The sequence below is a fragment of the Glutamicibacter sp. NPDC087344 genome, assembly GCF_044744225.1.
In the GTDB taxonomy this organism is placed as follows: Bacteria; Actinomycetota; Actinomycetes; order Actinomycetales; family Micrococcaceae; genus Glutamicibacter.
Genome location: NZ_JBIUXY010000003.1, coordinates 111,785 through 123,933, shown reverse-complemented (window position 1 = coordinate 123,933; position 12,149 = coordinate 111,785). Strand labels below are relative to the sequence as shown.

Genomic DNA, 12,149 nt, shown 5'->3' with positions numbered 1-12,149 from the left:
TGGTTCCGCCCCTAGGATTCGAACCTAGAATGCACAGCTCCAAAGGCTGGCGTGTTGCCATTACACCAGGGCGGAAAATGTGATCAGTGGGTAATCCCACTCAGCACGTTCATTATTCTGCCATGACCGGCGGTGCTGTGTGAAATCGCCGAACGCCGTATTGAGACTCGTTTTAGATCCCAAGGCGAACCGGCCGAAAATCCCTCCCGCCATCACGGTGGCCAAGTGACGCACCCATGGCGGCTCGATTTGCACCGGAAAGTAAACTAGAGGCGTGGCACATTTACTCGGGGGCGAAGCCCTGCATCTGGAATACCCTACCCACGTCGTTTTCGACTCGGTCACCATCGGCATCTCCGACGGGGACCGTATTGGCCTGGTTGGACGCAACGGCGAGGGCAAGTCCTCCTTACTCGGTATGCTCTCGGGCAAAATCGAACCAAGCTCGGGACGCATGACCCAACGCAACGGCCTGCGTGTAGGTGTGCTTGACCAGAGCGATACCTTGGACTCGGATTCAACCATCCATTTCGCGGTGGTCGGCGAGATGGCTGACCACGAATGGGCTGGTGACGCGCGCACCCGTGACATCATCTCGGGGCTGGTCGCCGATCTTGATTGGGAATCGACGGTAGGCACGTTATCCGGTGGCCAACGCCGTCGTGTTGCCTTGGCCGCACTCCTGGTGCAGGAGTGGGATGTTGTGATCCTCGACGAACCAACCAACCACCTGGACGTGGAGGGTATTTCCTGGCTTGCCGAGCACGTTAATAATCGCTGGTCGAAAAATTCCGGCGGGTTGATGGTTGTCACTCACGACCGTTGGTTCCTCGATGCGGTCTGCACCACCACCTGGGAGGTGCACGACGGAATTGTTGAGCCATTCGAGGGCGGTTACGCCGCCTACGTCCTGCAGCGTGTAGAGCGCGACCGCATCGCCGCGGTCACGGAATCCAAACGCCAGAACATGATGAAAAAGGAACTCGCTTGGCTGCGCCGCGGAGCACCAGCACGAACCGCCAAACCAAAGTTCCGCATCGAAGCGGCCAACCAGCTGATTGCCGATGTTCCCCCGGTACGCAACCCGCTGGAACTCAAGCAGATGGCCACCAGCCGCCTGGGCAAAGATGTGATCGATTTGCTGGACACTTCGGTGTCATTCGGCTCAAGACAAATCCTCAAACCCTTCACCTGGCGCATTGGCCCCGGCGAACGCACCGGCTTGCTTGGCGCCAATGGCGCCGGCAAGTCCACCTTGCTGGGCCTGATTGCCGGAACCGTTGAACCAACCAGCGGCAAGATCAAACGCGGCAAAACGGTAAAACTTGCGGTGCTGGACCAGCAATTCCGAGAGCTGGACCAGATCGGCGAGGACATGGTCCGCGAAGTCCTGGGGCGTTTCCGGACAACGTTTAACGTGGACGGCAAGGACCTGACCCCCGCACAGCTGCTTGAGCGTTTGGGTTTCTCCTCGGCGCACTTGTCAACGAAGGTCCGTGAGCTCTCCGGCGGCCAGCGCCGCCGACTGCAACTGCTGATGATCTTGATGAATGAACCGAACGTCATGATCCTCGATGAGCCGACCAACGATGTTGATACCGACATGCTCGCTGCTTTGGAAGACTTATTGGATTCCTGGCCAGGAACACTCATTGTGGTTTCCCACGACCGTTACCTGCTGGAGCGTGTGACCGATCAGCAATATGCAATTCTGGATGGCACGTTCCGGCATGTTCCGGGAGGCGTGGACGAGTACCTTGAACTTCGCAGTGCCAAGAGCTCTAGTTCAGGCTCCAACCCCACGCAGTCTTCCGGCACCCAATCCCCCAAGACATCGGGGCCAAGCGGAGCCGAGCTACGTGCCGCGCAGAAGGAGCTCAATGCCAACGAACGCAAGGTTGGTCAGCTGCAGGAAAAGATCTCCAAAATCCACACACAAATGGCTTCTCACGACCAGTCGGATTATGAGGGCCTGGGCAAGCTCACCGCACAGATCAACGAACTGCAAGATCAGGTTGACGAGTTGGAAGAACGCTGGCTTGAGCTTTCAGAAATCGTTGGCTAAGACCCCTCGCGTTTCAGGCTCAGCGTTTGCCGCAGAATAGAAATTGTGGGCACCGTCAGAACTGGATGGCCATGGACTCTACGAAGTTCGGCATCCTACTGGCGGTGCCCAGAGTTTTTGGTGTGTTGTCACCGTGCTCTGGTGCCACGACGAATGCCGCATTCTGGCAGGCGGTGAGAAGATCCATGGCTGAACAAAAATTTTGATCAGTTTTTGTCCACCTCGTCCGGCGCCGAGCCACAAGCCGACCCTGGATTCGATGAAGCAGATGGTGTTCGTACACCGATACCCCGGCAGTCTCATCATTAGCTTGAAGGAACTGGAGAAATCCAGCCGCACGGCGGGAATGATGCTGACATCACCTGCCGTTTCCCAAGGAATTACGTCAGGTCTGCCGGCTCAGACCCATTGTCTTCCGCCGGAAGCAGGGCGCCGAGAATAGTTGCGTGCCGTAAGAGGAACACTCGTTCATCAAGCTTCTTGCGTCGCAGCCACGCGGTGACTTCATCATTGTGTTTGCTCGCGTTGCATGAGGCGCAGGCTGGAACCACATTTGCCAACGTATAGCGGCCTCCACGCGAGATCGGCTGAACGCAGTCGCGCTGCATGGCAGTAGCCGAGCTTTGGCAGTAGGCGCATCCTCCCCAAGCCCCGCGAAGCGCTTCCCACTGCTCCGGCGTGAGGTCGTTCTCAACGGCTGCCAACCTGCGTTTCCTGCGTTGTGTGTATCTCGCGCGAGCCGCGGCAGACCGTTTAGCGGCTGGAAACTTTCGGCGAGGAGGCACCTATCCACTATATCCATGCCCATGCCATCAAGTGGATCAGTGTTTCACCGGACGCCTTTGACAGGAGACCGTTTTGAGCTGAGCGAAAGGGCCGAAGCCCGTGGAACTCAGGCCGCAAGTGTTGCCTCGGCGCGTTCCTCGGTACCTTCGCTGAGTCCTTTGCGGATTGCCTGACGGGAAGCAAGGGCAAGTACCAGCCCGGTGGCAAGAACCGAAATTTCGGTGGCCGTTAGCGCCCAAATAATTCCGTTCAGCCCAAACCATAAATTGCCCGCAAACACCACTGGGATGAACAAGATTCCTTGCATCATCGACATGGTTGTTGCCGCCAGCGCACGCCCCGTCGCTTGGAAGAGCGAGGTGATCAGCCCGGTCAAGGCGTTGGCAATCATCGCCACGAGCTGGGCGGTAAGAACTACCACTCCCATGGATAACACCGAAGGATCTGAAATGAATGACGCAAAAACTTGGTCACGGAAAATGAATACCGCAACAGAGGAAACACCCGCGATGACACCCACTGCGAGCGCTGATTTGCGCACGGCTTCGGCCAGCCGACCGGCGTCGCCCTTGCCATAGGAGTAGGCCAAGAGCGGAAGGACCCCCATGGTGATACCCATTAAAAGAAACTCTGGGATTTGAGCGATTCGTACGGCGACTCCCATAGCCGCCAAGGGACCATCACCATACGTTGCCGCCAGGTTGTTCAAAACTAGCGCAGTGAGAATGAGAAATGCCGACTGCAGCAGCGTTCCCACACCAACGCCGAGCACCGGCTTGGTCACGGAAGCAGACAGGGTCAGCCACCGCGGTGCGAGACTGGCGTATTCACTGTTCTTCGACAGCCACAGCGCGAAATACAGTACCAGGACCAGGTTCGCCGTTCCGGTGGCCAGGGCCGCGCCGGCGACTCCCCATCCCAGCCCCAGAATGAACCACAGATCAAAGAGGAGGTTCATAACGGTGGAGATAATCAGTCCGATCATGACCTGGCGGGCCGCCCCTTCGGCGCGCACTAGCTGTTCGAGGCAGACCGCGGCGGCGAGAACCGGCACAAATGCCAATAGAATGCCGACGAATGTTCGTGTTGCACTCACTACGTCATCGGTGGCACCCAGCAGCGACACGATCGGATCCAGAAACAACAGCCCTGCCCCGCCAACAACCGCTCCGGTCAGGAGGGCGCCCCAGAAGGAGAACGCTGAGACACGTTTGATGTCTTGGGCCCTCGCGGGGCCGTGTTCGGTGGCGCCAAGCAGGCGAGAAATCATGGCTCCGCCACCAACACCAAAAACGTTGCCGATCGCCATGATGAGCCCCAAGATGGGCGAGCCTAGGGTCACCGCGGCCAGAAAGGCGGTGACATGTAGCGAACCGATCACCCCGGCGTTGATCAGGTTGTAGATGGCACCGACAATCATCGCCGCGGCCATGGGGATGCATAAATGCACCAGAGACCGAACGATGGGTGCCGAAGAAAGGAACCAGCGGTCCCGTTCGATGCTTCCAGCCGGTGGTTCTTCGATTGTTGTGTTGTTCATCGGTGGCCCCTTTCTGGGCAGGGTGAAGCGCGCGCCGGCAGGTGCCGGCGCGAAAAAGTTTTCTCTTGGATTTTGCGGGTGGTTTTCCCTGGAGTGCTAGCGGGTTGGGCGGGGCAGTTCTGCGGTGATTTTGCTCAGGAGTTCGTGAAGGGTAGTCCTCTCCGTCTCATCCAGCGGCGCTAAAATCGATTCCTCAACGGCCAGCATGGCGGATTCAAACCCGCTAATCAGGGCCGCCCCCTCCGGCGTAGCGTAAACATTTTTACTGCGTTCATTGCCGGATTCACTGCGGCGTTCAATCAGCCCGCGGGCTTCGAGCCCTTTGAGCAGGCTCGTCACGCTGGCTGCCGTGGTTCGCGAGGCCATGGCGATATCACGCTGGATCGCCCCCGGGTTTTGCACCAGATACCCCAACACAAAACTCTGCGCGTGGCTGAGCTCGCGTTCGCGAATCCAGTCTTCCCCGCCCTTGGTCAACGCCCAACCAACCCATCGAAACAGGTTGAGGCTGCTTGCTGTCATTTCATCAAAATCCTTCATACTTAGAACTCTAATGGTTAGAACTCTAACTATCAAGTCTTGGATAGTCCCAACCGAAAAAACAGAGTCTATCGGCGACTGCAATGTCGACCGCTCGGTATTATCGCCACCTGGTCACGTGCGCCGGAGCATCTCTTCACCCCGTGAATGGCTAAAATCCAAATGACTACGTACCGCGCAAACGTGCGCCAGCAACCCCTGCGACATTGCCGCCAACGGCCAATTCACCAAGACCTGGAGGACAACCTTATGGGAGCCATGGATGAGCTCATCAACTCCGAGGTCATTGCGCAACTAGGCGCGTCGTTGCATGCCGTGAGCGCTTCTCAAGAACTAACCCAACTCAAGCTTTCGGCCAGCGGACTGGCAGGAATGCGCCTGCGGGACCGGGTTAATGTTGTCCGGGATGCGTTAGCCGCCGACCTTCCCGAGGACTTCACCGCGACCCGCAGGCTGATCCACGAGGCGCTGAATGACCCGCAGCTCACCGGGTGGATGATCTGGCCGGTCTCGGAACTGATCACCACCCGGGCATTGGCCTCCGGAACCAGCGAAGATTTCGACGCGGCGATGGACACACTTGCTCTGCTCACCGGCAGGCTGACCTGTGAATTCGCGATTCGCGATTTGATCATCGCACGGCCAGAACGCGCGCTGGACCACGCCAACGAATGGACAGACCACCACGACGAACACGTCCGGCGCTTAGCCACCGAAGGTACCCGGGCCTTCCTCCCCTGGGCCAAACGAGTCCCCTGGCTCGTTGCCCACCCGCGGGCAACACGTTCAATTCTCGATGGGAGCTATCAAGATCCCGCCGAGTATGTACGCCGCTCCGTGGCCAATCACCTCAATGACCTGAGCCGAGTCGATCCGGACGCGCTGCTTCAGACCGCTACCGCCTGGGCTGGCAAAGCAGATCACAACACCGCTTGGATCCTCAGGCACGGGCTGCGGACCCTCACCAAACAAGGCAACAGCCAAGCCCTGAGCCTTTTGGGGTTCTCCGGAGAGAACTTGTCGATTACCGTCCCAGAGCTGGCCCATCACCGCATTGAATGGCATGGGCTGGTCGAATTCACCGCACACGTGACCAACCATGGCCGCAGCGAGGCAAACGTCGCCATCGACTACAACATCGGTTTCCAGCGCGCCAACGGCACCCTCGGCACCAAAACTTTTAAGCTCGCCACCCGAAAAATCGAGCCGGGTGGCACCGTCACATTGCGCAAATCCCACTCGTTCAGGCCCATCACCACACGCAGGTACTATCCCGGAGTTCATACGGTGACCGTGCAGGCCAACGGCCTAAAATCCGAGCAAGCCGACTTCATCTTGAGCGGCGAACCGGAGGGACTCGCCTAATCCTGATCAGCCGATTGCGCTACGGTTTTCCAGTGAGCAGGTCCGCGAGGTGCGCTATCGGCGACGTAGCGGAACGACCGTTTGCCTCTTGGCGATCAGCCTGGCCGTACGCTGCGTACAGAGCCTTGGTGGCAATCCACCGTAGCGGCTCCGGTTCCCACCTGCGCGCTCGATGATTCACCCATGGCAAGGCTGTCAGAGCGGTGGATTCTCCCAATACCAAATCCCGCAGGGTGCGTCCGGCCAAGTTTGTGGTGGCGACCCCGGTACCGACATAACCTCCGGCCCACCCAAGCCCGGTAGCCGGATCCAGCCCTACGGTGGCCGCCCAGTCGCGCGGCACTCCCAAGACCCCAGACCAGGCATGATCAATACGCGCCGAAACCGTCTGCGGAAACATCCGATGCAGAACATCACGCAGTTTATCGACGGTAACCTGAGGAGTCTGGCCGTCGATGTCCGTGCGTGAACCGAATTTGTACGGCACCCCGCGCCCGCCGATGGCTATACGGTCATCCGCGGTGCGCTGGGCATACATGTACACATGGGCGAAATCACCCAACACCTCTCCTTGGCTCCAGTTCACCTCATCCCACAGGCCTTGGCTCAGCGGTTCGGTAGCTATCATCGAAGAGTTCATGGAAAGCCATAATCTTTTATGTCCCTTGATTCCTGCGGTGAATCCCTCCGTGGCCCGAAGGATATATTCGGCGTTAACCGTCCCTGCGCTTGCTTCAACTTGGCGTGGTCGGATGACATTGACCCTGGTGTTTTCATAGATCTTGACACCAAGTTTTTCGACAACCTCAGCCAAAGCCTTGACGAGTTTGGCCGGGTGGATGCGTGCCGCGTGCGGGTGCCATAAGGCCGCGCGGGTTCCGGCAACTCGAATTTTCGCGGTGGCCTGCTCCCGCTCCAAAAGCTGGCAGTCCGTCCCCAGCCATTGGGCCTCGGCGCGGGCCTGGTCGCGCAAACGGTTTTCCTGCGCCTCGGTGTAGGCAACTTCGAACTCACCACCCTGTTGGATGTCGGCGCTGATGCCTTCAACCTGGCACACGGTAATAACCTCGGCCACCGTAGCATTCATGGCCAGCTGAAATGCTTGAGCCGCGTGGTACCCCGACGTCTTGAGGTAGCGTTCGCGACCACCGGTTACGGTATTCGTGAGCCAACCGCCATTGCGGCCGGAGGCTCCATACCCCACATGGTGTGCTTCAAGCACACAGATTTGAAGCCCCGGCTGCGCCTTGGCCAAATAGTAGGCGCTCCACAGCCCGGTGAAGCCGGCACCGACGATCACCACATCGGCGGTGTGGTGGCCGGCGAGGGAGGGGCGCGGTTCAGGCAGTCCGATCTGCTCCCACCAATGGGACACGTGACCATTGAGCATGAGAATCCTTCATACCGTGACACAAATGAATGCATTTCACTTTATGCGTTTGGGATTCACCCTATGATCTAGCCTGCCTTCTTTCAAGAGCGCAACAAGAAGACGATGTACTGCTACTCGGAGAATTCGACCTTGGCCCCGGGGGCAGGCGCGCTGACCGCCAAGGTTGCCACCCCAACTTCGTCTCCCAGCTGGGCTCGAACCTGTTCGGCATGTTCAGCATCATTTACCAGCAACGCCAGGGTGGGCCCGGAACCGGAAACCATTGCACGTAATGCTCCGGCACCTTCGGCCAGGTCGCGCACGGTTCCCAACTCCGGGGCAAGAGCCAAGGACGCTTGAGTCAGGTCGTTGACCAGGACCTGGGAGAGCGCTTGCGCATCTGAATGCATTAACGCCGCGATCACATCCGGATCCACCTCTTGAGGTACCGCCACCTGCTGTCCACTGCGCAACCGGTCAAGCATGGCGTACACCCTTGGTGTGGAAAGCCCATAACTAGCTGGAATCAACACCCATTGAGTTTTGGCGCGGGTCAGCAGCGGGGCCAGCTGGTCCCCCACTCCCAGCCCAATGGCCGCGCCGCCCATCAGGGCAAAGGGAACATCGGCACCCAGCCGGGCACCGAGCCGGCCAAGTTCTTCACGGTCCAATCCAGTGCCCCATAACTCGTTGCAGGCCACCAAGGTAGCCGCGGCGTCTGCCGAACCACCACCCATGCCCCCGGCAATCGGCACACGTTTGGTGATGTGAAGGTTGGCGCCCAAGGAACAGCCGGTATGCTCACGCAGCAATTGCGCGGCCTGGTACACCAAATTGTGCTCGCCCAGCGGGAAATTCTCCGGGTCGGAAACCACCGATGAGCCTGGTTCCAGGCTTAATTGCAGCGCACCGTCTTCACGCAGGGTAGCGTCGATCTGCTCCAGCAACGACACCGCGACGTAGAGGCTGGCGACCTCGTGATAACCGTCCTCCCGAGGCGGACCGACACGGAAATACACATTAATTTTTCCCGGAGCGGTTGCGACCACACGCTGTTTGGCCATGGAGCTACAGCCCTGGTTTCGGGTCGGCCGGAACCTGCGCGGCGGCCCGGGCGATAGCGATGTAGGCGTCGATGTCCAGCTTCTCGCCACGTTCCTTGGAATCAATTCCTGCCAGGGTGAGAATTTCCTCGGCCCGGGCACCGGATCCGGCCCAGCCAGACAAGGCGGCCCGCAAGGTTTTCCGTCGCTGGGCAAACGCGGCGTCAATGATCGCGAAAACCTCTTGGCGCGCCGGGGCACCGCTGCGGTCCTGATCACGGGTGAACCCCACGAGGCCGGAATGGATCTTTGGCGCGGGCCAGAAAACGTTCATGCCGATGACCCCGGCCTTGCGCATGGTTCCATACCAGGCGCCCTTAACTGAAGGAACACCGTAGATTTTGCTGCCTGGTCCAGCGCTCATGCGGTCGGCAACTTCGTCCTGCACCATCACCAGACCGTGGCGGATTGAGGGGACATGCTCCAGCAGGTGCAACACCACGGGAACCGCGACGTTGTAGGGAAGATTCGCCACCAGGGCAGTTGGCTCGCCGGGAAGTTCGGTCACCTTCATGGCGTCCGACAGGATCACCGTCAGGTCCTTCTCACGCCCCGGACGGAACTCGGCCATGGTCTGCGGCAGTCGTTTAGCCAGCGGAGGGTCGATCTCCACGGCGACAACCTTGGCCGCCGCATCCATGATGCCCAACGTCAACGAGCCCAACCCCGGTCCGACTTCCAATACCGTCTCCTCCGGGGAGACATTGGCGGCCGCGACAATTCGACGGATGGTGTTTCCATCAATCACAAAGTTTTGGCCCAGCGTCTTGGTAGGTCGGATTCCCAGCTCATCAGCCAGTCGACGGATTTCGGTGGCCCCAAGCAGCGGCAAAGATTCCTTAGACATCACGTTCTCAATTCTAGTTCAGCCTGAGTCGGGCGAAGAAAAGGCGCAACGCGCCGGTTGAAGAAACCGACGCGTTGCGCACTATAAGTTTTTTGGGGAGGTGTTTATCGCAGACCCAACTTGGAGGAGCAGGCTGGCCAGTGGCCCCAGCCGCCGTTTGCACGCAGCTTCTCTGCCGCGGCAACCTGCTGCGCCGGAGTTGCCTGGTGTGGCAATGGTGCGTACTGGGTACCGCCGACTGCGCGCCATGACGAGGCGGAGAACTGCAGGCCGCCGTAGTAGCCGTTGCCGGTGTTGATCGACCAGTTGCCACCGGATTCGCACTTGGCCAAGGCGGCCCAGGTTGCCGAAACGCTACCGGTCGGGGCCTTGGTGCTCTTCGAGGAGGAAGACGAGGAATCCTTGCTCTCTTCCTTCTCCTTTTTCTCTTCTTCCTTGGTGCCGACCTTGATTACTTCAACAACAGGCTTCTTGGTGACCTTGGCCTTCAGGACTTCTTCCTCGCCCTTTTTGCCGTTGCGAGTCTCTTGGCGCAGGGTCAGCTCACGTTCGCCCTTTTCACCCTTGGTCTCAACCTTGGTTTTGCCCTTGGCAAGGGACTTGTCGTCAACCTTTTCGGTTTCAAAGTCGATCGCACGGGTTTCATCCCACGTCTTGATGCTGACCTTGATGACCTCTACCTGCTGGCCATCGGCAATCTTGACGTTGGACTCGACGTTTTTCTCGGTGTCGTCCTCAACCTTGACGTTGATCTCATCGTCATCGCCCAGGGAGATTTCTTCGTCAGCCAACAATTCCTTGACGGTCTGCGCGGTGGTTGAGACCTTAGTCTTTTTCTTCTCCACGACAAGGGTGACAGCCTTGGGGGTGATGATCTGGATATCGCTGGAGACGGCGGCAAGGTTCTGGGTTTCGTCGAGGGAAACTTCGGTGCCCTTTTCCAGATCCAGTTCTTCCACCAAATCGGCAACGGTCATGCCGGTGGTGTGAACGACCCGTTCCGTGCCATCCAGATTAACCTGAACCGACTTGTTGCGTTTGATCTCAATGTTCTGAGCATCAACAACCGGAGCATCGGGTGCCACCGAAATTTCATCACGCGGATCGAGCGTGATCTCCTGCTGCTCAAGTACCGAAGCTACCGTGGCAGCGCGGGTGGTGACCACCTGGCTCTCACCGTCCACGGAGATGGTGATTGATTTCTGTCCGGCAATATAAAAAACGGTGCCTGCAATCACCAGGGCCACGGCGAGCGCCTGGACCAGGTATTTAGCCCAGCGGTTCTTGAGCAAGTGAGTCACGGTAGTGAGATCCCCATCGTTTGTAGGCCGGACTCCGGAAACTTCCGGAACAACTATCTGGCCCGGCGGCTTGGCCGCCTGTCTATCATTCAGTTTCTGCGCCGTGTTTCCCAGGCTTTGAGAACCAGGATCAGGCTGCGCCTCAGCGAGGTACCCCTCAATTGGGCACCACCGTGCAACACATCTGCTTCTACCGTAACCGAATTGTTATATTTCAAGCAATAGTCATATGGCCCTCAACACACGCTGCGGGTCTAAAATGCTCCATAAACTTCTTGGGTGTTCGCCTCCAGCTGCGTGCAGAATTCGGCCAGCTCCACCCCGCGGGCTTCGGCCATAAAACGTACGGTGTAGGGAATCATGTAGCTGGCATTGGGCCGGCCGCGAAACGGGTGCGGGGTGAGGAACGGTGCATCGGTTTCAACCAGCAATAATTCTGGGTTGGCAAGGCTTAATGCTTCGCGCAGGTCGTGCGAGTTTTTGAAGGTGACCGTTCCGGCAAAAGACATATACCAGCCGTTCTCATTGCAGATCCGGGCCAGCTCGGCTCCTCCGGAGAAACAATGGAACACTACACGTTCGGGCAACGGAGAATCCTTCAGGATTCGCACCACATCGTCGTGTGCGTCACGGTCATGAATCTGCAGCGCTTTGTGGTGCTCCACCGCAATCCGCAGGTGTTCGCGGAATGAATATTCTTGGGCCTGGTGCCCTTCGGGTCCGGTGCGAAAATAATCCAGCCCGGTCTCACCGATCGCGCGCACCCGGTCGTTGGCGGCCAGACGCTCAATCTGAGAGATCGCCTCATCAAGTGCGTGGTGTTCGGCCAACCTGGCCGCATCGTTTGGGTGGATTGCCACCGCGGCTAAGACGTTGGGGAACTCGTTGGCGGCCTTGACCGCGTATTCGGAAGACGGCACGTCGCACCCAACCTGAATCAGGCCCTTAACCCCCACCGCGGCGGCGGCGGCCAGCGCATCGGCTGCCTGGACCTTGACCTCGCCGTCTAGGAAATCCAGGTGAGTATGGTTGTCGACCACCGACACCGGAAGCGCATCCGGCGCTTCGGGGTATCGCAGGTTTCGTTTGGAGCCGCCTTTTTCATTGGTCTCGGAGCGCCCGCGGCCACCGTCTGCGGCCAGGGCACCCTGCGCGTCGGGGCGGTAGGCCGCAGGGATGCCTGCATAGATCGCCTCGGAGTTCTCTGTCTGGTTTTTTGCTGGCACCGCT

The 12,149-nt window shown here is 58.9% G+C and carries 10 protein-coding genes and 1 tRNA gene; 2 read left to right on the top strand and 9 right to left on the bottom strand.

What is annotated here, in order from left to right; all coding sequences use genetic code 11:
• Positions 1-75 (bottom strand) — tRNA-Gln (locus tag ACIOWL_RS05820).
• Between the two features lie 199 nt (positions 76-274).
• Between ACIOWL_RS05820 and ACIOWL_RS05815 the strand changes: the two genes are divergently transcribed.
• Positions 275-2,065: an ABC-F family ATP-binding cassette domain-containing protein gene (locus tag ACIOWL_RS05815; RefSeq protein ID WP_400382596.1), complete on the top strand. Its 1,791-nt coding sequence runs from the start codon at positions 275-277 to the stop codon at positions 2,063-2,065.
• 380 nt (positions 2,066-2,445) lie between these two features.
• On the opposite strand, the gene ACIOWL_RS05810 is transcribed toward ACIOWL_RS05815, so the two are convergent.
• The 3 genes from ACIOWL_RS05810 to ACIOWL_RS05800 all read right to left on the bottom strand — a co-directional run bounded on the left by ACIOWL_RS05810 (position 2,446) and on the right by ACIOWL_RS05800 (position 4,913).
• The gene (locus ACIOWL_RS05810) at positions 2,446-2,769 is read right to left on the bottom strand and encodes an HNH endonuclease (protein ID WP_400382594.1); all 324 of its coding nucleotides are present in this window, start codon (positions 2,767-2,769) and stop codon (positions 2,446-2,448) included.
• Positions 2,770-2,957: 188 nt separating this feature from the next.
• Positions 2,958-4,391, bottom strand: coding sequence for an MATE family efflux transporter (locus ACIOWL_RS05805; RefSeq protein ID WP_400382592.1), 1,434 nt, complete (start codon positions 4,389-4,391; stop codon positions 2,958-2,960).
• A 96-nt stretch (positions 4,392-4,487) separates the two neighbouring features.
• On the bottom strand, positions 4,488-4,913 hold the full coding sequence (locus ACIOWL_RS05800; RefSeq protein ID WP_400382590.1) for a MarR family winged helix-turn-helix transcriptional regulator: 426 nt from the start codon (positions 4,911-4,913) through the stop codon (positions 4,488-4,490).
• A 180-nt stretch (positions 4,914-5,093) separates the two neighbouring features.
• On the opposite strand from ACIOWL_RS05800, the gene ACIOWL_RS05795 reads away from it, so the two are divergent.
• Positions 5,094-6,296, top strand: a complete 1,203-nt coding sequence (locus ACIOWL_RS05795; protein WP_400382588.1) for a DNA alkylation repair protein — start codon at positions 5,094-5,096, stop codon at positions 6,294-6,296.
• A 19-nt stretch (positions 6,297-6,315) separates the two neighbouring features.
• Here the strand turns inward: ACIOWL_RS05795 and ACIOWL_RS05790 are convergent, their stop codons facing one another.
• The 5 genes from ACIOWL_RS05790 to ACIOWL_RS05770 all read right to left on the bottom strand — a co-directional run bounded on the left by ACIOWL_RS05790 (position 6,316) and on the right by ACIOWL_RS05770 (position 12,145).
• A complete protein-coding gene (locus ACIOWL_RS05790) occupies positions 6,316-7,686 on the bottom strand; it encodes an NAD(P)/FAD-dependent oxidoreductase (RefSeq protein WP_400382586.1) in 1,371 nt (456 codons plus the stop codon).
• 113 nt (positions 7,687-7,799) lie between these two features.
• Positions 7,800-8,732, bottom strand: coding sequence for a 4-(cytidine 5'-diphospho)-2-C-methyl-D-erythritol kinase (locus ACIOWL_RS05785; RefSeq protein ID WP_400382584.1), 933 nt, complete (start codon positions 8,730-8,732; stop codon positions 7,800-7,802).
• Between the two features lie 4 nt (positions 8,733-8,736).
• Complete coding sequence (gene rsmA / locus ACIOWL_RS05780) at positions 8,737-9,618, bottom strand: 16S rRNA (adenine(1518)-N(6)/adenine(1519)-N(6))-dimethyltransferase RsmA (protein WP_400383253.1); 882 nt, start codon at positions 9,616-9,618, stop codon at positions 8,737-8,739.
• A 104-nt stretch (positions 9,619-9,722) separates the two neighbouring features.
• Positions 9,723-10,919 carry a transglycosylase family protein gene (locus ACIOWL_RS05775; RefSeq protein ID WP_400382582.1) on the bottom strand — a complete coding sequence of 399 codons (1,197 nt, stop codon included), beginning with the start codon at positions 10,917-10,919 and terminating at the stop codon, positions 9,723-9,725.
• 254 nt (positions 10,920-11,173) lie between these two features.
• Entirely contained in the window at positions 11,174-12,145 is a 972-nt protein-coding gene (locus ACIOWL_RS05770) for a TatD family hydrolase (protein ID WP_400382580.1), read from the bottom strand.
• Positions 12,146-12,149: the final 4 nt, after the last annotated feature.